Source organism: Oleomonas cavernae (assembly GCF_003590945.1).
Lineage (GTDB): Bacteria > Pseudomonadota > Alphaproteobacteria > Zavarziniales > Zavarziniaceae > Zavarzinia > Zavarzinia cavernae.
Genome location: NZ_QYUK01000011.1, coordinates 2,485,606 through 2,506,595, shown reverse-complemented (window position 1 = coordinate 2,506,595; position 20,990 = coordinate 2,485,606). Strand labels below are relative to the sequence as shown.

The window sequence follows — 20,990 nt, the reverse complement described above, 5'->3', positions numbered from 1 at the left end:
GTGTTGAAGCGCATCCTCACCTCGACCTGGCTGTGGACCCTGTTCGGCATCATCCTGCTGTCGATCTTCGCCTGGGTGCTGGGCCCCTATATCGATATCGGCGGCGTGCGCCCGCTGGGCAGCGAGATCAATATTCTCGCCATGTCCTTCGCCCTGACCCTGATCTGGGGTGCCTACTACGGCATCCAGTACCGGGCCTTTCTGATCGCCGAGAAAAAGCTCGAGAAGGGCCTGACCGAGGAGGGGGGCGAGGCCGCCGCGGCCGATGGTGCCTCCGCCAAGGGCAAGGGCAAGACCAAGGGCGCCGCCTCGAACGCCGAAGTGCAGATGCTCAAGGGCCGTTTCGAGGAAGCCCTGGCCCTGCTGAAGAAATCGGCTGCGGCCGAGGGGCGGGGACGCCACTATCTCTACGAATTGCCCTGGTACGCGATCATCGGGCCGCCCGGCTCGGGCAAGACCACGGCCCTGGTGAATTCCGGCCTGCGCTTCCCGCTGGCCGACAAGCTGCAGGATGGCCGGCCGGGCGCGGTCGCGGGCATCGGCGGGACCCGCGCCTGCGACTGGTGGTTCACCGACGAAGCGGTGCTGATCGATACCGCCGGGCGTTACACCACCCAGGACAGCGACAGCGCCGCCGATGCCAAGGCCTGGAGCGGCTTCCTCGACCTCCTTAAAAAGAACCGCCCACGCCAGCCGATCAACGGCGTGATCGTCGCCATCGGCATCCTCGACCTGCTGTCGGCCACCCATGACGAACGCCTGGCCCATGCCGCCGCCGTCCGCGCCCGCATCGCCGAACTGCACGACCGGCTGAACACGCGCATGCCGGTCTATGTCCTGTTCACCAAGGCCGACCTGCTGGCCGGCTTCGTCGAATATTTCGACGAGTTGGGCAAGACCGAGCGCGAACAGGTGCTGGGCTTCACGCTGCCGCTCGATACCGGCAAGGGCGAGGCGGCGGTGACCGGCTTCTCGGGCGAACTCGACTTGCTTGTGGCGCGCCTCAACGAGCGCATGGTCGACCGCCTCCAGGCCGAGCGTGACATCGAACGCCGCACCCTGGCCTATGGTTTCCCCAGCCAGCTCGCCTCGATGAAGGACACCTGCCGGGAATTCCTGGAATCGATCTTCCTGCCCACCAGGTTCGAGGAGCGCCCGCTGCTGCGCGGCGTCTATTTCACCTCGGGCACGCAAAGCGGCACGCCGTTCGACCGGCTGGCCGCCGCCATGGCCGCCCAGTTCGGCGTCGACCGCCAGCGCCTGCCGGCCTTCACCGGCCCGGGCCGCAGCTACTTCCTCAACCGCCTGATGCGGGTGGTCATGTTCAACGAGGCGGGCCTGGTGGGCCAGGACGCCAAGTCGGAACGCCGGCGCAAATGGACGGCGCGCATCGTCTATGGCCTGACCGGCCTCGTCACGGTCACCCTGCTGGGGGCCTGGGCGCTCTCCTACATGAACAACCGCAAGCTGGTCGCCGAATATGACGCCGCGATCGCGGCCTATAATGAAACGTCAAAAAGCGTCGACCTCACTGTGGTCGACGAGCCGACGGCCGAACAGAACATGAGCCGTCTCCTCGACCTGCTGAACCGGCTGCGCGCGCTGTCGGGTCTCGACGTGGCGGGCCAGGCGACGCCGATCACCTATGGCTTCGGCCTCTACCAGGGCGAGGCCCTGCGCGAGCAGGCCAACGAGGCCTATCACCGTGCCCTGGAAGGCGCGTTCCGGCCGCGCCTGCTGCTGATCCTGGAGAAGCGCCTGCGCGAGTCGATGAACGACCCGGAAGCGCTCTATGCCGTGCTGAAAGCCTACCGGGTATTGGCCGGCACCGGCCCGTCCGATCCCAAGCTGATCCACGACACCTTCGATGCCTATTGGAAGAAGACCTATGCCGGGGCGCAGTACCAGGACGCGGTAACCCGTCTCGTTGCCCATGCCGATTCGCTGATGGAACGGCCCTTGGGCGCCGTCACGGAGAACACCGACCTGACCCAGCAGGCGGGCGACGTGCTGACGCGCGAGCCCCTGGCCAAGCGCATCTATTTCCGCATCAAGCAGGCCAGCGCCGTCACCCAACTGCCGTTCTGGAAGCTGGGCGACAAGGGCGGGCGGCTGCTCGACGATGTCTACGACACCTTTGCCGGCAACCCGCCGTCCAAGGTGACCATGCCCGGCTTCTACACCTATGACGGCTTCTACAAGGTCTTCCTCACCCTGGTGCCCAAATATGTCCGCGAGGCGACGGCCGATAGCTGGGTGATCGGCCTGCCGGTGGAAACCGCGCAATCGCCGGCCGCACTGGCCAAGCTCGAGGGCGAAGTCGTCGCCCAGTACGAGGACGAGTTCATCGCCAAGTGGGACGAGCTGCTGCGCGGCCTGCGGCTGAAGCCGCTGGACGGCGGCAGCGACGCGGTGGTGCCGATCCTGGCCAAGATGTCGGCGCCCGACAGCCCGATGAAGCTGGTGACCGCGGCGGTTGCCAAGGAAACCGACCTGGGGTTGGTGCCGCCGGCGCCGGCCGCGGCACCCGCCGGCGGCATCCCCGGCGCCCCGCCGCTGCCCGACGCTTCCGCCCTGCCGACCGAGGGCGTGGCAGGCCAGGCGGCCGGCGCCGTGGGCGGCCTGCTGGGCACGCCGACGGTCGGCCCGGCCGACGGGCCCAAGCCCGGCGAACGGGTCAGCGATCATTTCCGCTTCCTGCGCGACCAGGTCAAGGCCGGCCCCGGTGGTGTTGCGCCGGTGGACGAAGCCATTGCCGGCCTCAAGGAACTGTTCGACCAGCTCAACCAGTTGCGGGCCGGCGGCGGCAGTGCGTCGGGCGGTGCCGCCGCCGCCCAGCAGGTGCAGATCCTGGCCGATCGCCTGGGCCCGCCCCTGTCGAACTGGCTGTCGGCGGCGGCGGCCGGCGGCCAGGCGGCCCAGGTCTCGACCACCAGGGCCCAGATCAACGAAAGCTGGAGCGCCACGGTCGTCAACCGCTGCACCACCGCGCTCAAGAACAAGTATCCGTTCACGCCCGGCGCCTCGACCGATGTCCCGGTCAGCGATTTCCAGGCCCTGTTCGCGCCCAACGGCCTGATCGACGGTTTCTTCAAGCAGAACCTGGCCGGTTACGTCGATACCGCCGGGTCGACCTGGGCCCTGAAGCAGGGGGCGGCGCAAAACTTAGGCATTGCCGCCACCACATTGGCTCAGTTCCGTTCGGCCGCAAGGATCCGTGATGCCTTCTCGCCCGCGGGCCAGGGCTTGCAGTTCCAGTACACCGTTGAGCCGATCGCGCTCGACCCATCGGTCGCCGAGGCCAAGCTGGAGATCGACGGCGTGGCCATGACCTATAACGGCAGCGCGGGGCGGCCGACGATCCTGACCTGGCCGGCGGCGATGGGTGGTGGTTTCGCCCAATTGACCCTGACCCCGGCCAGCCTGGATCCGGCCCTGCCGGCGATCCCGGAGACGATCAGTGCGCAAGGATCGTGGGCCGCCTTCCGCCTGTTCGACAAGGCGTCCATGTCGGGATCGGGCGACAACCCGACCCGGACCTTGCGCTTCACCGTCGGCGGGCGTTTCGTCAGCTACCGAATTACCGCGAGCGGCAGCCTTTATCCCTTCAAGCTTCCCGATATCAGGAGCTTCAAGTGCCCCTCGAGCCTGTGATCGTCCCAGGTTCCCAGGTCGAACCGGCGCCCGCCGCGCCGGCCGTAACGTCTGACGTCGTGCCGGCCGAGGAGGGCCGGCCGCCGCCCATCGCAGGCCTTTATGGCAAGCTGCCGGCGCGCGGGGATTTCGTGGAACGCCGGTTGTCGAGCCAATTCATCGATCGCTGGGACCGCTTCCTCAACGAAGGCATGGTTGCCGCGTCGGGGGTTCTGGGGGAACGCTTTACCGATCTTTATCTGGTCAGCCCGTTCTGGCGCTTTGCCTTGGGCGCAGGGGTCGCCGGGGATGGCACGGTGGTCGGCGTCTTCGCCCCAGCGTCGACCGGGTCGGGCGCTATTTCCCCCTGACCATCGCCACCGAACTGCCGGCGCAGACCAGCCCGCTGGCCGCCCTGGCCGCCGCCGAATCCTGGCTGCCCGGGGCCGAGGCGCTGATCTTCGATGCCCTGGGCCCCGAGGGCAGCTTCGAGGCGCTGGATGAGGGCGTGGCGGCCCTGGCGGTTACGGAACCGCCCCCGCCGGCGCCGAGTAATCATTTCATTCCCGCCGTCAGCCTGTCGCAGGCCCTGGCGGTTCTGCTGCCGCTGCCCCCCGTCGCGGCGCTGTTCTGGACCCTGGGGTCCGCCACCATGTCCCCCGGCATGATAACCTTCGGCGATTTGCCGGCGGCGGCGCGTTTTGCCGCCTTTCTCGATGGCGCCTGGGAGGGCACGTCATGACGGGGCTGGTCACTGTTTCGGCCGGGGCCAGCCACGTCGGCTGCCGGCGCAAGCTGAACGAGGACGCCTATCTGGTGCGTCCGGAAGCGGGCATGTGGGCGGTGTGCGACGGGGTCGGCGGCCATGACGCGGGCGAGGTCGCCAGCAGCAGCATCGTCGCCTCCCTCGCCGCCCTGACCCCGCCGCCCAGCGCCAGCGCCCTGCTGGCCGAGGTGCGCGCCGCGGTCACCCGGGTGAATTCGCAATTGCGCTACAAGGCCGGGCCGGACCGCACCATCGCCTCGACTGCCGCCGTCCTGCTCGCCTTCGGCGATCATTTCGCCTGCCTGTGGGCGGGCGATTCCCGGGTCTACCGCCTGCGCGGCGACCAACTCGAACAGGTGTCGCGCGACCACAGCCTGGTCCAGGAGATGGTCGACAAGGGCATGATCACGCCCGAGCAGGCCGAACACCACCCGCGCGGCAATGTGGTGACGCGGGCGGTGGGCGCCGCCGACCGGGTGATGCTGGACAAGGTGAACGACCGCATCCAGCCCGGCGACATCTTCCTGCTGTGCTCGGACGGGCTCAGCAAGGTGGTGGAGGCGGCGCACATCGTCGCCGCCCTGGCCGAACACCCGGTCGATGTCGCGGTCAACAAGCTGATCGACCTGGCCCTGGAGGCCGGCGCCCCGGACAATGTCACCGTGGTCGCCGTGACCTTCCGCGATGCCAGCACCGAAGAGACGATCCGGCCGGCCTCGGCCGCCTGAGACGGGGCATGGCACCGGCGTGGTGCGTCCTTCGAGACGGGCGCTATGCGCCCTCCTCAGGATGAGGACAGTCTTTTTGCCATAACAATTTTCCTCATCCTGAGGAGGCCCGCAGGGCCGTCTCGAAGGACGCACGATAGGCGTGCGGCTACCCACGGCCTCTTGTATGGTCGTCGGCCCATGGACCTTCTGCCCATCGACGATGTCCTGCCCTCGCTGCTCGACGCCCTGGCGCGCGAGCGGGCGGTGGTGCTCGAGGCGCCCACGGGCGCCGGCAAGACCACGCGCGTACCCTTGGCGCTGCTGGAGGCCGGCTGGGCCAAGGGCCAGCGCATCATCATGCTGGAGCCGCGGCGCCTGGCGGCCCGGGCCGCCGCGCGGCGGATGGCCCAGCAACTGGGCGAAAATGTCGGCGAGACGGTCGGCTACCGCGTGCGCTTCGATACCCAGGTTGGCCCCAAGACCCGGATCGAGGTCGTCACCGACGGCCTGTTCACCCGCCTGATCGCCGACGACCCCGGCCTTGAGGGGGTCGTGGCCGTCCTGTTCGACGAATTCCACGAGCGCAGCCTCGATGCCGATTTAGGCCTGGCCTTCGCCCTCGAAGCCCAGGAGGCGCTGCGGCCGGACCTGAAACTGCTGGTGATGTCGGCGACCCTGGACGGCGACGCGGTTGCGGCCCTGCTGGGCGGCGCGCCGGTGATCCGCTCGCAAGGCCGGGCCTATCCGGTGACGGTCGAATGGCTGGAACGGCGGGAGGAGGGACCGGTCGAACCCCTGGTCGCCCGCGCCGTGCGGCAGGCCCTGGCCAAGGCGCAAGGCGACATCCTGGCCTTCCTGCCGGGCAAGGCCGAGATCGAGCGCAGCGCGGCCCTGATCGAGGACGGCCTGCCGCCCGGCGTCGTCCTGCACCGGCTGCACGGCGACCTGGATCTGGCGGTGCAGGACCGTGCCCTGGCGCGGGCGCCGGCGGGCACGCGCAAGGTGGTGCTGGCGACCAATATCGCCGAGACCAGCCTGACCATCGAGGGTGTGACCGTGGTCGTCGATTCCGGTATCGCCCGGATCGGCGCCTTCGATCCCGGCACCGGCATGGGCAGGCTTGTCACCACCCGCATCTCGCAAGCCTCGGCCGAACAGCGGCGCGGCCGCGCCGGGCGGCTCAGCCCCGGCCTGTGCCTGCGCCTGTGGACGCAGGCGGAACACCGCGCCCTGCTGCCCCACACGCCGCCCGAGATCGCCCGCGCCGACATGGCGCCGGTCGCCCTCGACCTGGCCCTGTGGGGCGTCGAGCGTCCAGGCGACCTGCGCCTGCTCGATATGCCCAACGCCGGCGCCTTTGCCCAGGCACGCGGCCTGTTGCAGGGCCTGGGCGCGCTCGACGCGCAGGGCCGCGTGACCGATCACGGCCGCGCCATCGCCCGCCTGGGCGCCCATCCGCGCCTGGGCCACCTGATGATCGAGGGCCGCCGCCTGGGGCTGGGCGCCATGGCGGCAAGGCTCGCCGCCCTGATCGAAGGGCGCGATCCGGTGAAACGCGGGCGTGACCAGCGGGACGGCGACCTTGTGCTGCGCTTGGACGCGCTCTCGGGGCGGGGCGGCAATGACGTCGATCGCGGCCTGGTCCGTCAGCTGGCCCAGGCCGCGGCGCAATGGTGCCGGCGCCTCAAGATCGATGCCAGGGCGCCCGACGACCGGGCGGCACTGGGCCGGCTGGTGGCGCTGGCCTATCCTGAGCGGGTGGCGCGCCGGCGGCCGGGTGGCGGCGGGCTCTACCTGATGGCCTCGGGCCAGGGGGCGAAGCTCGACCCCGGCGAGCCCTTGGCAGCCCAGGAATGGCTGGCGATCGCCAGCCTGGACGGTGCCCGTCGCGACGGCCGCGTCTATCTCGCCGCCGTGCTGGACCACGCGCTGGTCGAGGAAATCTTCGCCGATGATATTGCGACCGAGGCGGCGGTCGCCTTCGATGCCACGGTGGGCGGCGTGCGGGCTCGCCGTCGCCGCCTGCTGGGGGCCATCGTCCTGGATGACACGCTCTGGCCCGACCCGCCGCGCGACGCCGTTGCCGCGGCCCTGGTCGAGGCTATCCGGGCCCGGGGCCTCGATTGCCTGGATTGGTCGCCGGCCGCGCGCTCCCTGCTGGCGCGCGTCCGCTTCCTCCACGCCCAGGACGCGGCGCGCTGGCCGGACTGGTCGGCGGCTGCCTTGCTGGCGGGCCTGGAGACCTGGGCAGGCCCCTATCTGGACGGGGTGACCAGGCTCGACGCGGTGCGCCGGCTGGATCTCGAGGCGATCTTAAGCGGCAGCCTCGACTGGCCGCAGCGCCAGGCCCTGGAAGCCGAAGCCCCCAGCCACCTCACCGTGCCGTCGGGCAACCGCCATGCGCTGGACTACGGCGACGGCACCGCCCCGGTGCTGGCGGTCAAGCTGCAGGAAATGTTCGGGGCGCAGGTGACACCCACCGTGGCCAGGGGGCGGGTGCCCGTCACCCTGCACCTGCTGTCGCCGGCCGGGCGGCCGGTGCAGGTGACGCAGGACCTGGTCAGCTTCTGGGCCAACGGCTATGGCGCGGTCCGCTCGGACCTGCGCGGGCGCTACCCCAAGCATCCGTGGCCGGAAGATCCCCTGACCGCCGTGGCCACCGCCAAGACCAAGCGCCACCTGCCGCCGGCCTGATGCCCTCCCACCCCGGGCGGGATGGGAGGGCAAGGGCTCAGTCGGTCAGGTTGGTGGTGTAGGACTTGCCGTCCGCGCCCGTGTCGACCTCCGAGAACCCCTTGGTCTCGAAGCCGCGGCGCTCGCAATTCTCGTTGCCGCGGATGGTGAACTCGGCCTGCTTGACGCAGAAATTCGAGTCGCCGCTCCAGCCGCTGCCGTCGGGATGCTCGGCATAGACATAGACGTAGCGGACCTTCAGCGGCCCCTTGATCAGGTCCGCGCACTTGCCGGCCTCGACATTCCACCAACCCTCGGAGACCCAGACGCCGTCCTCGACGCCGTTAGCGGTCTTGTCGTCGTAATAACCGACCGCGACCGAGGTGGTCAGCTTGGTCTTGTTGCAAACCTTGTATTCGGCGAAGGCGGGCGCCGCCGCCAGTGCCACGCCCGTGGCCATCAGTGTCGCAATCGCGACCGCTCCGATGCGCATTCTTGCTCTCCCCCTCATTGACGTTCATGGGATGAACGTCAGTAGACCACACTGCCCCATTCCCCAGATATGATCGGCGACACACCACGGCACAATCGCCGCGTCCGAGCGGGCCATGCGTCAGCTTATGGACCGTCGATATTTGCCGTCAAGCGGCCGTCGCTGGTCGGCCGGGACAATATTGCCCGAGCATGCCATGATCATGGAAATTCGTTGCTGGATCGGGCACATAGCAGGGTGTGTAAGCGTCAACCATGGGGTGTGGAACCTTGTCGCGACGAATGTTACAGAGAATCACCGGCCCCCTGGCGCTGACGGCGGTCCTCGCGGCAGCACCGCTGGCCTGGGCCCAGGGCGGGTTTCTGGGCGGCATGTCGGGAAGCGGGGCCAAGCCGGCCCCGGCGCCCGAGGTTGAGCCGGCCCCCGAACCGGCGCCGCCGCCGCCGGCTGCTCCCCCGTCGGCCGGCCCCCCGCCGGCCACCACCCCCATCAAGCCCGATCGCTCGACGGGTTTCGTCGGCTCGTGGCGGGGCGTCTATACCTGCGCCCAGGGCAAGACCGGTGTCGATCTCGATATCACGCCGCCCTCGGGCGGGACGATCGGCGGGATCGTCCATTTCTATGCCATGCGCGGCAATCCGGGCGTGCCCTCGGGCAGCTTCAGCGTGTCGGGTGCGGCCCCACAGCCGGGCGACCGCTATCTGTCGCTGTACCCGGAGGCCTGGATCGAGCGGCCGCCGGGCTATGTCATGGTGGGCGTCGATCTCGAGGTGACGACCGACGGCAAGGCCATGGGCGGCCGGATCACCGGTGCCCCGGGCTGCACCACGGTCATTCTGGCGCGCCAATAGGGGTTCAGTTCGCGTGCTTTGCCGCTTCGCGGGCGAAGGCGCGGGCGCCCACGGCCATGTCCATGCCCTTGGTCTGGTCGGTGTCGATCTCGGCCGATTCGATGCCGATGATCGCCCATCGGCCGTCGATCAGCGCCAGGTCAGGGCCGCCCGAGTCGCCCTGCACGCTGCCGCAATCGTGGCCGAAGGTATTGTCGTCCCAGGCCTCGATCACGGTGCAGCCGCGGCGGATGGTGACCCGGTCGCCGTCCTCCTCGCCATAGCCGATCTGGACGAAGACGCGGGTCCCGCCGCTATAGGCTTTCAGCGCCGAGCGGTCGAAGCCGGCCACCGGCACGATGCCGGTGACATCGCCGACATCCCGGTCCAGTTCCAGGATCGCCCAGTCGAGGCCGTCGATCTCGTTGGTGTCGTTGAAGCGGTCGAGGTTGAAGCTGGGCGGGACGAAAGCCTCGACGATTTCGGCCTCGATCACGTCGCCGTTGTCGCCATGGCCGGCCATGAAGCTGTCGGGCGTGCGGACGTTGCCGTAATGGTCGAAGACGCAGTGCGCCGCGGTCAGGACGGCGCGCCGGCCGATGACCGTGCCGGTGCAGAAACTGTCGGGCGAGTCGACCACGCCGATGGCGGCCAGCGGCAGGGGGACGGCGTCGACCTGGCCTTCGGGCTGGGGCCGGGCGCGCTGGTCGGGCCGGCCGGCCGGCGGGGCGCCGCGCCCGGGAAACTTCGGCAGCGGTGCCTGGTCGATTGCCGGCGCCGCCCCCCAGCCGGCCCCGCGGGACCCGCGTTCATCGGCCTGGACCGGTGCCATCAGGCCAAGAACCAGGATCAGTGCCAGGGAAGTCGACCGAGCGCGCATGGACCTCAATCCGCGTGACGCAATCAGAAAATCATGGGCGGCATGTGCCGTCTATGATCGCCGCCACACCCAAGGGCTTGCGGCGCAGGAGCCTAGTCCCCAAGATCAACCCTTCAACGGCGCCACCAGATGCGCCATGACATAAGGGGAAAAGCCCATGGAACGCAGTGTAATCGATCGGCGTATCCTGCTCGGCGCCGGGGCCGGCCTTGTCACCCTTGGCGTGCTGGGCCTGCGCGGTGCCCGGGCCGAGACCTTCGTGAACATCCTCACCGGGGGCACATCGGGCGCCTATTACCCGATCGGCGTCGCCCTGGCCGGGGCGATCGACAAGACCGTCGCCGGCGCCAAGAGCAGCGTCCAGGCGACCAAGGCCTCGGTCGAGAACCTTAATCTGCTGCAGAAGGGCCAGGGGGAAATCGGCTTCACCCTGGCCGATTCCGCGAGCCAGGCCTTTGCCGGCAATGAGGAGGCGGGGTTCAAGGCCAAGCTCGACAAGCTGCGCCTGATCGCCGCCATCTATTCCAACTATGTCCAGATCGTCGCCAGCGCCGAGAGCGGGGTCAAGACTCTGGCCGACCTGAAGGGCAAGCGGATTTCGGTCGGCGCGCCCAAGTCGGGCACGGAGTTGAACGCCCGCGCCATCCTGAAGGCGGCCGGGCTCACATACGAGGATTTCGCCAAGGTCGAATATCTCGCTTTCGCGGAATCGGTCGACCTGATGAAGAACCGCCAGATCGACGTCACCCTGCAATCGGCCGGCCTGGGTGTCGGCTCGATCAAGGATCTTGCCGCCTCGATCGCGATCGTGGTGGTGCCGGTGCCGGCCGATATCGTGGCCAAGGTCGGTGACCCGGCCTATCAGGCGGCGGAGATTCCGGCCGGCACCTATACCGGGCAGGACGCGGCCGTGCCCACGGCGTCGATCCAGAACCTGCTGGTGAGCCACGACGGCGTCTCGGAAGACCTCGCCTACGGCATGACCTCGGCGCTCTACGGCAACCTTGAGATGCTGGCGGCCGCCCATGCCGCGGCCAAGGGCATCAAGCTCGACGCCAATGCCGCCAAGGGCCCGCTGCCGCTGCATCCGGGCGCCCTGAAGTTCTTCAAGGAGAAGGGGTTCGCGTGACCGAGGCATCGGCTGAACGGGATAAGGGCGGCGGCGACCTCCACATCGTCGATCGCGAGAACCCGGCAGCGGGGCACGGCACGCTCGGGGGAAGGCGGCACTGGCGGCGGCTGCCATCGGTGTCGCCTTCTCCTTGTTCCAGATCTGGACCGCGGCGCTCAGCCCGATCTCCAGCCTCGCCCTGCGTTCCATCCATGTCGGCTTCCTGCTGCTGCTGGTGTTCCTGCTGTTCGGCTGGACGCCGCAGGCCGGCGGCGAGCGCAAGGTGCCGTGGTACGACTGGGGTTTCGGCATCCTGGGCTTCGCCCTGGGGTTCTATCACCTGGTGTTCGAGCATGACCTGATCATCCGCTCGGGCGATCCGATCCCGGCCGACATCGTCGCCGGCTGCCTGACCCTCGTGCTGATCTTCGAGGCCTCGCGGCGGATCATGGGGCTGGCCCTGCCGATCATGTGCGGCGTGTTCATCCCCTATGCCCTGCTGGGCCCGCACCTGCCCTTCGGCCTCGCCCATCGCGGCTTCACCTTCGAGCAGGTGGTCGATCAGCTCTACCTGGGCACCGAAGGCATCTACGGCACGCCGACCTTCGTGTCGGCGACCTATATCTTCCTGTTCGTGCTGTTCGGTGCCTTCCTCGAACATGCCGGCATGATCAAGCTGTTCAACGACGTCTCCATGGGCCTGGTCGGGCGGGCCAAGGGCGGGCCGGCCAAGGTGGCGGTGATCTCCTCGGGGCTGATGGGCACGATCAACGGCTCGGGCGTCGCCAATGTGCTGACGGTGGGGCAGTTCACCATCCCGTTGATGACCCGCTTCGGCTATCGCCCGGCCTTTGCCGGCGCCGTGGAGGCCACGGCGTCGATGGGCGGGCAGATCATGCCGCCGGTGATGGGGGCCGTCGCCTTCATCATGGCCGAGACCTTGGGGGTGGCCTATGCCGAAATCGCCACCGCGGCGATCATCCCGGCGATCCTCTACTATGCTTCCGCCTTCTGGATGGTGCACCTGGAGGCGGGCAAGCAGAACCTGCGGGGCTTGAGCGGGGCCGAGATCCCCAGCGTGCTGGCCGCCCTGCGCAAGGGCTGGTACCTGCTGCTGCCGCTGGCGGCCCTGGTCACCTTGCTCTTTTCCGGTTACACGCCGCTGTTTGCCGGCGTCATCGGCCTGTTCGCCACGGTGGCCCTGATCCTGGGGCAGTCGGTGGCCAAGGGGGCGCTGGGCAACATGATCCAGCGCGTCGCGTTCTGGATCAGCCTGGGCCTGCTGGCCGGCTGGGCGGTGGAACAGGGGGTGGCGGCGGAGGCGGTCGGCGGCATCGCCATTCTGGTTCTGGGCCTTGCCGCCTTTGCCCTGCGCGACGGCCGGGCGACCTTGGCGCTGATCCTCAGCAGCCTGGCCGATGGTGCGCGCAATGCCCTGGGCGTGGGCGTCGCCTGCGCCCTGGTGGGCGTGCTGATCGGCGTCACCACCCTGACCGGCATCGCGTCGAGCCTGGCGGGCAGCATCGTGGCGCTGTCGGGCGGCAACCTGTTCTTCGCCCTGGTGCTGACCATGATCGCCTGCCTGGTGCTGGGCACCGGCCTGCCGACCATCCCCAACTACATCATCACCTCGTCGATCGCCGCCCCCGCCCTGCTGCAGATGGGCGTGCCGCCGATCGCCTCGCACATGTTCTGCTTCTATTTCGGCATCATGGCCGACCTGACGCCGCCGGTGGCGCTCGCCGCCCTGGCGGCATCCTCGATCGCCAAGGCGGGACATATGGAGATCGGCTGGATCGCCACGCGTATCGCCCTGGCCGGCTATGTCGTGCCCTTCATGGCGGTCTATGACACCGCCCTGCTGCTGCAGACCACGGACCCGGTCGCCATCGCCTATGCCAGCGTGCGGGCGCTGGTGGCCATCGGCCTGTGGGGCGGCGTTGCCATCGGTTACTTCTTCACGCGTGTGCCGGTGTGGCAGATGCCGATCGCCATCGGCGGCGCCCTGGGCCTGATCCTGTCCAGCCCGCTGACCGACGAGATCGGCTTTGCCCTGGCGGCTGTGTTCATCGTGCTGCAGGTCATGGCGGCACGGCGGGCCGCGCCGCCGATGGCGCGGGCATGAGCCGGGCCTTCGTCCGCGAGGACGACACCGCCACGGGCGATGCCGAGCGTCCGCCGGTCGCGCCCCATCGCATCACCCCATCCGGCCTTCAGGCGTTACAAGCCCGCCGGCTGGCATTGGAAGGCGCCGAGGGGATGGAGGCGGAGAACGAGCGATCCCGCCTCGATGCCCTGATTCAGGTGGCCGACGTCGTTCCCGCCCTGACCGTGCCGCCCGAGACGGCGCGTTTCGGTGCTCGCGTGGTCGCGGTCGACGAGGATGACGAGGAACTGGCCGTGACCCTGGTCGGCGAGCACGAGGCGGATCCGGCGGCGGGCAAGATCAACTATCTGTCGCCCCTGGGCCGGGCCCTGATCGGGGCCGCGATCGGCGACACGGTGATCTGGCAGCGCCCGGCCGGAGCCCGCGGCCTGGAAATCATCGACCTGACCCTGCCGTCGGCGTGATGGCCGCCGTCCTGTGCATCGCCCTGCTCAGCGGCACGGTGATGGCCCGGCTGGAGGTTGCTGATTTCACCCTGAGCTGGCGCCATTCGATCGAAAAGATCGAATGGCAGGAGGATTGGCACCTGGACCCCGCCGGCCTCGAGCTGGTCCGGGCCAGGGTTCGCGGCTCGGGCGCCGGCATGGACCCGCCGGCCGATGCCGCAGCGATCGACGGCTGGTGGCAGTACGATCCGCATCTGGCCCCGGTGGCCCGGCTGACGCTGGCCCGCTCGGGCATGGTTCCCGATCATCTCCTGTGCATTGCCGGCGAGTGCCGGCCGCTCGGCACCGTGGCCGGTAATGTCGCCGATGACGTTCCGCTGGTGCTGTCGCCTTGCGGGGCCGGCCCATGACCGCGACGGGCTGTTTCCCTTGCATCGGTTTTCGCGCAGGCTTGGCGCCAGCAGAAAGGTAAAGTCATGAGCGAAGGGACCGAAGCACAAGTCTTGGCGGCCAATCGCGCCTTCTATGCCGCCTTTCACCGGCGCGATGCCCGCGCCATGGCGGCCTTGTGGGCGGTGCGAGCGCCGGTTGCCTGCATCCACCCCGGCTGGCCGCCGCTGACCGACCGCGAGATGGTGCTGAAATCCTGGGCCGACATCCTGCGCAACCCGGCCTCGCCCAAGATCCAGCCGCGCGGCGAACAGGCCATGATCCTGGGGCCTTCCACCGCCATGGTGATCCTGGTCGAGGTGATCGACGACCAGGCCCTGGCGGCGACCAATGTCTTCGTGCGCGAAGACGGCGACTGGCGCCTGGTCCACCACCAGGCCAGCCCCCTGGCCGGCACGCTGGAGGCCGGCGGCCCCGAGATCGAGGCGGACGACGAGGAAGACACGCCGCCCAGCACGCTGCTGCATTAGGCGGCTATGCCGGGCGGAACGTCGTCTTGTGCCCGAACCCCGCCTGTGCCGCCTCCAGGCGCAGCGGCACGGTGATATAGGTCCCGCCGGCCCAGCGTGCGACCTGGTCGGCGAAATTGGCGCTGCCGAACCAGCCGTCCTGGCCGCCCAGCAGCAGGAACTGGTTGGCATCCGGGTCGCCCAGGTCGGAGATATGGCGCGCGGCGGCACCGAAGCCGGCCCAGTGCGCCTTGTCGGAGAGGCCGTGGGCCGCCTTGTTCACGGTGTCGTTGCAGCCGGCGGCGGGGATGTCGGGCGCGCCGAAATATTTGCCGATCCGGGGCAGGGCCCCCAGGGCATGGCGCAAGCGCAGGCGGTGCACCTGGCCCCAGCGCGGATCCCGGGGCCAGCGGCGTGCCAGGCGCGCCAGGGCCTTGTCCAAGGCCCGTGCCAGAATTTCCGGCGGCAGGGCTTCGAGGTCGGCCTGGATCAGCGGGCGGGCGCGGCGAACCGCGTCGTAGGGACTGAGCGCCGATCGCTTCCACAGGGTGAACACGGTCCGCGCCAGAAGGAATTCGAAGGCCGTGGCGCCCGCCGATTCTGCGCCATAGCAACCGTCCCATTGGGCCAGCAGGGCGACGATCCGCTGTTGCGGCGCCGGCCTTGGCGCCTTGCCCAGGCCGGCCAGCAACAGGTCGCGCAGGGGCAGGGCCGGCGCATGATCGACGTCCTGCTGCAAGGCAGCCAGATCGCCCGGCGTGATCGGTCCCCCGCCGCCCAGCAGCAGGCGCAGGCGCGCAATCCGGTCGTCGGGCGCATAGAACAGGCCCACCCCCTCGGCGCCGGCCGGCGGCCGGTCGTTGGCGGAGGCGACGTAGCCCGCCGCCGGGTCGCATCGCACCGGCAGGTCGGCGCTGGTCAGCCGGTCCGCCGGGTCCCAGGGCTGTCGCCAGGGCACAACCAGGTCGTGCCCGAGGCTGCGGCGCTGCCGCGGCACGTGGGTGGCCAGCAACTGGCCCACCCGGCCGTCGACACCGGCGAAGGTCAGGTTCAGGCCGGGCACGGCGATGCCCTCGACGGCCCGGCTGAACTCGTCAAAGTTACGCGCCCGGGCGACGCCTAGCATGGCGCTGAGTTCGTCAGTCGGCTGATGGCCGATCCAGCGCAGGGCCAGCGGCCGGTCATGCCGCAGCATTCGGCCGTCCGAGACGATCGGCCCCAGCGGGCAGCGGCGCAGGCGCAGCGTCCTGGTGCCGCCGCCGCGCACCTTGATCGTCTCGTGCCGGGTCGAGATCTGCCCGGCGGGCAGGCCGGCGAGATCGAACAGGTCGCTGGTCTGGGCATAGAGATTGGTGCCGCCCCAGGCGATCCAGCGGTTGCGGCCGACCGGCATGAACGGGATGCCGGGCATCATCAGGCCGACGGCCTGGGTCTGCGGCGAATGCAGCCCGGCGATCAGGCACGGATTGGGCAGGCCGATGGCCAGGTGCGGGTCGCTGGCGATCAGGGCGCCGGCGCCGCCGCTGCGACCCGCGGCGACGGCGACCGAATTGCTGCCGCCGCGGGCGAGCGCTGCCAGTGCCTGCTCGGTCAGGCTGGCCGGCTGGTTGCTCAACCCCGCTGCCGCCCCGCCGGCGACCAGGCGTTGCCACAGCGCGGCCCAGGCGGCGGGGGGCATGGACGCCCTGGCGCGCAGCAGGCGGCCCCAGGCAACCCAACTGGCATCCACGGCCATCAGCCGGGCATGGGTGAACAGGTCGACCAGGCTCCAGGGCTCGCGCGCGAGGCCCAGGATGGCGAATTCGGGCGGCAGTTCGGCGACCTTGGCGAGGTAATGATTGTAACCCGCGACGAAGCCTTCGGCCCAGTCGCGGGTCGCCTGCGGCAGGGTGTCGATGATTGCCGGCACCGCGCGGCCCAACTCCAGCAGGCGGAGGCTGCGGTCCATCTCGATGCCCAGGGGGCGATCATCTCCGCAACCCGGCCCAGGGCGACCCGGCGCATGATCTCGATCTGGCCCAGGCGCAGGTGGGCGTGGACAAGGCCCAGGCCCACGGCCAGGTCGCGATCGGACTGCGCCTCGATGAAGGGGATCTGGTGCTCGTCCCAGTGGATGGTCAGGGGGGCTGCGAGCGGGGCATCCGCCGGCATGGCCGCCAGCCGCTCCGGCATCGACACAGGCCGGGGCGGCTTTCGCAGCATGGTGCGTCCCACAACCCCCAAGGCGACCAGGGTGCCCCATAATTTGTCGATCACGCGGTCCTCCGGAAAGCGGTGCCTGCCCGGACCTGGGATTGTTTCCTGTGATCGACCGGGTCTTGCGCAGCCTGAGATCAGGCCACGGTCTGGTTACACCACTTCCGCCGGCTCGAGGCGGCAAGGGGTGCCATTGCCCTGTTCGACCTGAATTGTGACATGACCGATACGGAACAGGCGCGCCAAATCATCGGCAATTTGCCCCAGAAATTGATCGTCCATGGGAATAGCCCGCCTGATCAGATGGACGGTCGGCCAGCTGCTATGCGCAGCACGGCCGCTGGGGCGGAAATGACGATCAGCAGCGGTATCTTTCCAAAAAAATTCGTCAAATTGACTGCTATATTGGCTCCGACTCAACACGTGGTCGCGCAGAATATGTTCTTTCCCTTATTCGATATTGAGCCAGAGGTGCTCATGGCGGACGACCCCCGCATTGGATGCGATATCCAGCGGCCGGTCGCGCGCAGTGTCGAGACCCAGCAAACGGTCATGCTCCATACGACCCTGCTATGCATTGACGAGACGGATCGAGTCTTTGAATTCTCATTTGGCATTGTCGTCATCTCGGACGACGACACGATGGAGACGTTCGAAACCCAGGATCCGCTTATGAGCCGTCCATATTTGCCGGACGAAATCCGGTCCAAGGTTATGGATCTTGTACTCTTGGATCTGGTTTATATGGTGCGGCGATTTAGACCACAGCACATCATTCGCGTTCGAAAGATCAATAACGGGCCTCCAAAAACTGACGGAAAGCACAATCTTATAAGTGAAGTGTTGACGGGAATGGATTACCCCGTTGAAGAAACCTTCGTTGACAAATTGGGCCGCAAAACGTGGTATCATACGCTCCATTCGGATGATGAAGCGTAGCGATGGAGGTGACGGTGAGCGCGAAGAAGGCGACGTTCGACCCCCGCAAACACGACAGCAAGCTTGTGTTTGCAGGGAAGCGAAGCGTGGATCCGCGCATCGTGGCTAAGGTGCGCGGGAAGTCCAAATTCTATGATGACCGGCTAGCGGCACGGCAGGAGCTTGATAGCATCCTGCACAAGAAGGCCGCTGAATAAGAGCTGCGTGTGGGAGATCGAGAAGAACGAGGCCGCCTCCGGGCGGCCTTTTTCATGCGGCAACGTTTGCGCCTCAGCCCATTCTGGGCCCCGCCGCTTCAATCTTGCGGCGGTGGTCCGCAATGATCTGCGGCAGCCAGGTATCGTGAAACCCGATCATCGGTGCGGGCCTCACACCACCTCGGCCGGCTCCAGCCGGCAAGGGTCACCGTTTCCTGCCTCGATCTGAATGGTGACATGGCCGATGCGGAAACGGCCATGGAGTTCGTCGGCGACCTTGCCCAGAAAGAGGTCGTCGACAGCGTGGCCGGGCCGCACCAGGTGGGCGGTCAGGGCGGTTTCAGTGGTGCTCATGGCCCAGATGTGCAGGTCGTGGACGGCGGTGACGCCGGGCAGGGCGGCGAGATGGGCTTTGACCGCCTGCTCGTCGATGCCGGCTGGTACCGCGTCGAGGGCGAGGTCGATCGATTCCCTGAGCAGGCCCCAGGTGCCCAGCACGATCACCAGGGCTATCCCTAAGCTGACCAGCGGGTCGAGCCACAGCCAGCCGGTCGCCATCATGGCGAAGCCAGCGACGACCACGCCCAGGGAGACGGCGGCATCGGCTGCCATGTGCAGATAGGCGCCGCGGATGTTGATGTCACCCTTGCGGCCGCGGGCAAAGAGCAGGGCCGTGCCCAGGTTGATGGCGATGCCGATGGCGGCGACCACGATCACCGTCGTCTCGGCCACCGGGGCCGGGTTGTCCAGCCGGCGCACGGCCTCGAACACGATGGCGCCGACGGCGATCAGCAGCAGCACGGCATTGGTCAGCGAGGCCAGGATCGAACTGCGCTTCATGCCGTAGGTCCGCCGCGCCGAAGGGCGGCGCCTGGCCAGCGTCGCGGCGATCCAGGCGATGACCAGGCCCAACACGTCCGACAGGTTGTGGCCGGCGTCGGCAACCAGGGCGAGCGAGCCCGCGATCAGGCCGTAGGCGGCCTCGACGATGACGAAGCCCAGGTTGAGCGAAATGCCGATGGCGAAAGCCCGGCCGAAGTCCGCCGGAGCATGGCTGTGGCCATGGCCACCGTGGCTATGGTCGTGATGATCGTGCCCATGGTCATGATCGTGGTGATCATGGCCGTGATGCGCGTGATCATGGTGACCGTCGGCCATCTCAACTCGCCATGACGTAGCGACCGTCCTGGTAGATCAGGGGGCGATTTCGCCATGCAGGCGAACCTCGTCCACCCGGCCGACGAAGATCGTGTGGGTGCCGTAGAGCATGAGGGCGTCGACCCGGCAGAACAGGTTGGCCTGGGCATCGACCAGATAGGGCACGCCCTGGTCGTTCTGCGCCCACTCGCCGGCGCTGAAGCGCGCCGCGCCGGTCAGCTTGCCGCCGAAGGCGCTGGCCACGTCGGCGTGGCCGCTGTGCAGCAGGTTGATGCAGAAGCGGGTGCCCGTCGCCATCACCGGGTGCAGGCTGGCCGATTGGTTGACGCACACGAGCAGCGCCGGCGGGTTGGTGGTGACCGAGGTCACGGCGGTGGCGGTCATGCCGTGACGCTCGTCCGCATTGCCTGTGGTGACCACGGTGACCGTGGCCGCCAGGCGCCGCATCGCGGCCTTGAAGGCAGCGGCAAGTTCGGCGGGAACCGTCTCTTCCAGGGCCGGGGTGGCGGGCAGGGCGCAGGTGTCGGTCATCGCAGGCAAATCCTCGAACTGATGCGGCGCCAAAACCTTGCGCGAGCCGCACCTGGAGCGAAATAGAGCCGATCTTGGGCCATCTGGGCAAGTGTGCATCGTCTGCTTGCAGGGGATGCACTGTCCCTTGCCATCTTCTATCCGCAGGGGTGTGATAGCTTTCCAGGAGAGCGAGGCGCCATGATCTGGAAGCCTGGCCCAGACCGCCGGGGGAAGGAACTTGGCAGAAATCGGGTACGATCTGCTCGGGGCAGGTTTCGAAGATCGCGTCCACCCGCCGGCCAAGGTGGCGGTGACCCTGGATCTCCTGACGGCTGCGGGAATCCCGGCGCAGGAGGTTCTGCGCGGCACCGGCATCGCCGTTGACGACCTGGCGTCGCCGTCGACACGGATTTCCCTCAGCCAGTTGATGTCCTGTTACGGCAATGCCATGCGCCTGTCCCACGATCCGCTGCTGGCCTTCCGCATCGGCTCGAAGATCCATATTTCGGCCTATGGCATGTATGGCTACGCCATGCTGTGCAGCACCAACACCCGGCGCACCATGGAATTCGCCGCCCGGTATCACCTGCTGGCGACACCGGCGACCAGCATCTCGTTTGCCGAGCGTGACGGGACGGCGCTGTGGACGATCGAGCCGGTGCCCCACCCCCGGCTCGACCCGCCGCTCTATGCCTTCGTGGCCGAGCTGCAGATGGGCATCCATCTGTCGCTCCACCGCGACATCATCGGCGAGCAATTCACCCCCGCGACATCGGCCTTGCCTGCCCCGCGCCGGCGGGACCCCCAACGCTCTCGACAGCGGTGGGGTGCCTGGTGCGCTACGGCCAGCCGACGAATACCCTGGCCTATGATGCAAGCTGGCTGGACGTGCCGCCGCCGCTGGGCAACCGGCAGACCTATGCCACCCTGATCCCGCTGTGCGACGACCTGCTGGCGGATCTGATGCAGCGCCAGGGCATCGCCGGCAAGGTGCGGTCGATCCTGCTCCAGGATCTCAGCAACCCGCCCGGCCTCGAGGCAACGGCAGGGGCGCTGAAGATGCCGGCGCGCTCGATGCGCCGGCAGCTCGGCCTTCAAGGCACGACGTTCCAGAAAGTGCTGGACGAAGCGCGCTCCCAGATCGCCGCCAAATACCTGCGCACCACCGCCATGACGGTCGAGGATATCGCCGCCGCGCTGGGCTTCAGCGATGCCGCCAATTTCCGCCAAGCGTTCCGCCGCTGGACCAGCCGGTCGCCGCGCGACTTCCGCGCCACCCCCGACATGGCGGCCGTCCCGCACCTCCAGGGCGCCGCTGGCCAGATACAACCCTAAAAGACGCCGGTCGGCACCTTTCTGGGCCCGCCCGAAACCGGCAATTTGGCGTCAGGTAAGCGATGGCCGGCAAGCCTCGCCCTTCAACACCAAAAGAAACGGCA

General features: G+C 68.4%; 18 protein-coding genes and 2 pseudogenes. 15 read left to right on the top strand and 5 right to left on the bottom strand.

Going from position 1 to position 20,990, the window contains the following annotated elements; all coding sequences use genetic code 11:
* From tssM to hrpB, 5 genes and pseudogenes are all read left to right on the top strand, one after another.
* The gene (gene tssM / locus D3874_RS15835) at positions 1 to 3,654 is read left to right on the top strand and encodes a type VI secretion system membrane subunit TssM (RefSeq protein ID WP_119778938.1); all 3,654 of its coding nucleotides are present in this window, start codon (positions 1 to 3) and stop codon (positions 3,652 to 3,654) included.
* Positions 3,636 to 4,093, top strand: a pseudogene (gene tagF / locus D3874_RS30470) (type VI secretion system-associated protein TagF); the annotation flags it as partial. The gene tssM and the pseudogene tagF, both read left to right, overlap by 19 nt.
* Positions 4,094 to 4,141: 48 nt before the next feature.
* Positions 4,142 to 4,375, top strand: a complete 234-nt coding sequence (locus tag D3874_RS30465; RefSeq protein WP_233559969.1) for a hypothetical protein — start codon at positions 4,142 to 4,144, stop codon at positions 4,373 to 4,375.
* Positions 4,372 to 5,127 (top strand): PP2C family protein-serine/threonine phosphatase, encoded by a 756-nt coding sequence (locus tag D3874_RS15825; protein WP_119778936.1) that lies wholly within the window; start codon positions 4,372 to 4,374, stop codon positions 5,125 to 5,127. Before D3874_RS30465 ends, D3874_RS15825 begins: the two co-directional genes overlap by 4 nt.
* 180 nt (positions 5,128 to 5,307) lie before the next feature.
* On the top strand, positions 5,308 to 7,803 hold the full coding sequence (gene hrpB, locus D3874_RS15820; protein WP_119778935.1) for an ATP-dependent helicase HrpB: 2,496 nt from the start codon (positions 5,308 to 5,310) through the stop codon (positions 7,801 to 7,803).
* Between the two features lie 37 nt (positions 7,804 to 7,840).
* Here the strand turns inward: hrpB and D3874_RS15815 are convergent, their stop codons facing one another.
* Positions 7,841 to 8,275, bottom strand: a complete 435-nt coding sequence (locus D3874_RS15815; protein ID WP_158596057.1) for a DUF1036 domain-containing protein — start codon at positions 8,273 to 8,275, stop codon at positions 7,841 to 7,843.
* Between the two features lie 281 nt (positions 8,276 to 8,556).
* On the opposite strand from D3874_RS15815, the gene D3874_RS15810 reads away from it, so the two are divergent.
* Positions 8,557 to 9,126, top strand: coding sequence for a hypothetical protein (locus D3874_RS15810; RefSeq protein ID WP_119778933.1), 570 nt, complete (start codon positions 8,557 to 8,559; stop codon positions 9,124 to 9,126).
* Between the two features lie 4 nt (positions 9,127 to 9,130).
* Here the strand turns inward: D3874_RS15810 and D3874_RS15805 are convergent, their stop codons facing one another.
* Positions 9,131 to 9,985 (bottom strand): trypsin-like serine peptidase, encoded by an 855-nt coding sequence (locus tag D3874_RS15805; RefSeq protein WP_119778932.1) that lies wholly within the window; start codon positions 9,983 to 9,985, stop codon positions 9,131 to 9,133.
* Positions 9,986 to 10,142: 157 nt separating this feature from the next.
* Here D3874_RS15805 and D3874_RS15800 point away from each other — a divergent pair, with 157 nt between their 5' ends.
* The 5 genes from D3874_RS15800 (at position 10,143) to D3874_RS15780 (ending at position 14,569) form a co-directional block, all read left to right on the top strand.
* Complete coding sequence (locus D3874_RS15800; RefSeq protein ID WP_119778931.1) at positions 10,143 to 11,114, top strand: TAXI family TRAP transporter solute-binding subunit; 972 nt, start codon at positions 10,143 to 10,145, stop codon at positions 11,112 to 11,114.
* 100 nt (positions 11,115 to 11,214) lie between these two features.
* Complete coding sequence (locus D3874_RS15795; protein WP_119778930.1) at positions 11,215 to 13,221, top strand: TRAP transporter permease; 2,007 nt, start codon at positions 11,215 to 11,217, stop codon at positions 13,219 to 13,221.
* Entirely contained in the window at positions 13,218 to 13,667 is a 450-nt protein-coding gene (locus tag D3874_RS15790; RefSeq protein WP_119778929.1) for a GreA/GreB family elongation factor, read from the top strand. The genes D3874_RS15795 and D3874_RS15790 overlap by 4 nt, the downstream gene beginning before the upstream one ends.
* The gene (locus D3874_RS15785) at positions 13,667 to 14,059 is read left to right on the top strand and encodes a DUF1850 domain-containing protein (RefSeq protein WP_119778928.1); all 393 of its coding nucleotides are present in this window, start codon (positions 13,667 to 13,669) and stop codon (positions 14,057 to 14,059) included. Before D3874_RS15790 ends, D3874_RS15785 begins: the two co-directional genes overlap by 1 nt.
* Positions 14,060 to 14,125: 66 nt before the next feature.
* Entirely contained in the window at positions 14,126 to 14,569 is a 444-nt protein-coding gene (locus tag D3874_RS15780; RefSeq protein ID WP_119778927.1) for a nuclear transport factor 2 family protein, read from the top strand.
* A gap of 4 nt (positions 14,570 to 14,573) precedes the next feature.
* Here D3874_RS15780 and D3874_RS30460 read toward each other — a convergent pair.
* Positions 14,574 to 16,699, bottom strand: a pseudogene (locus tag D3874_RS30460) (penicillin acylase family protein).
* A 264-nt stretch (positions 16,700 to 16,963) separates the two neighbouring features.
* Here D3874_RS30460 and D3874_RS15765 point away from each other — a divergent pair.
* The gene (locus D3874_RS15765) at positions 16,964 to 17,683 is read left to right on the top strand and encodes a hypothetical protein (protein WP_147385687.1); all 720 of its coding nucleotides are present in this window, start codon (positions 16,964 to 16,966) and stop codon (positions 17,681 to 17,683) included.
* Positions 17,684 to 17,697: 14 nt separating this feature from the next.
* Entirely contained in the window at positions 17,698 to 17,880 is a 183-nt protein-coding gene (locus D3874_RS15760) for a hypothetical protein (protein WP_147385686.1), read from the top strand.
* Positions 17,881 to 18,051: 171 nt separating this feature from the next.
* Here the strand turns inward: D3874_RS15760 and D3874_RS15755 are convergent, their stop codons facing one another.
* Together D3874_RS15755 and D3874_RS15750 are read right to left on the bottom strand one after the other, a co-directional pair.
* Complete coding sequence (locus tag D3874_RS15755; protein WP_119778922.1) at positions 18,052 to 19,038, bottom strand: cation diffusion facilitator family transporter; 987 nt, start codon at positions 19,036 to 19,038, stop codon at positions 18,052 to 18,054.
* A gap of 36 nt (positions 19,039 to 19,074) precedes the next feature.
* Positions 19,075 to 19,569 (bottom strand): flavin reductase family protein, encoded by a 495-nt coding sequence (locus D3874_RS15750; RefSeq protein WP_199699096.1) that lies wholly within the window; start codon positions 19,567 to 19,569, stop codon positions 19,075 to 19,077.
* A gap of 220 nt (positions 19,570 to 19,789) precedes the next feature.
* Here D3874_RS15750 and D3874_RS30455 point away from each other — a divergent pair, with 220 nt between their 5' ends.
* Positions 19,790 to 20,482, top strand: coding sequence for an AraC family transcriptional regulator ligand-binding domain-containing protein (locus D3874_RS30455; protein WP_233559967.1), 693 nt, complete (start codon positions 19,790 to 19,792; stop codon positions 20,480 to 20,482).
* Positions 20,386 to 20,886 carry a helix-turn-helix transcriptional regulator gene (locus D3874_RS15745; protein WP_233559966.1) on the top strand — a complete coding sequence of 167 codons (501 nt, stop codon included), beginning with the start codon at positions 20,386 to 20,388 and terminating at the stop codon, positions 20,884 to 20,886. The genes D3874_RS30455 and D3874_RS15745 overlap by 97 nt, the downstream gene beginning before the upstream one ends.
* The last annotated feature ends 104 nt before the right edge of the window (positions 20,887 to 20,990 follow it).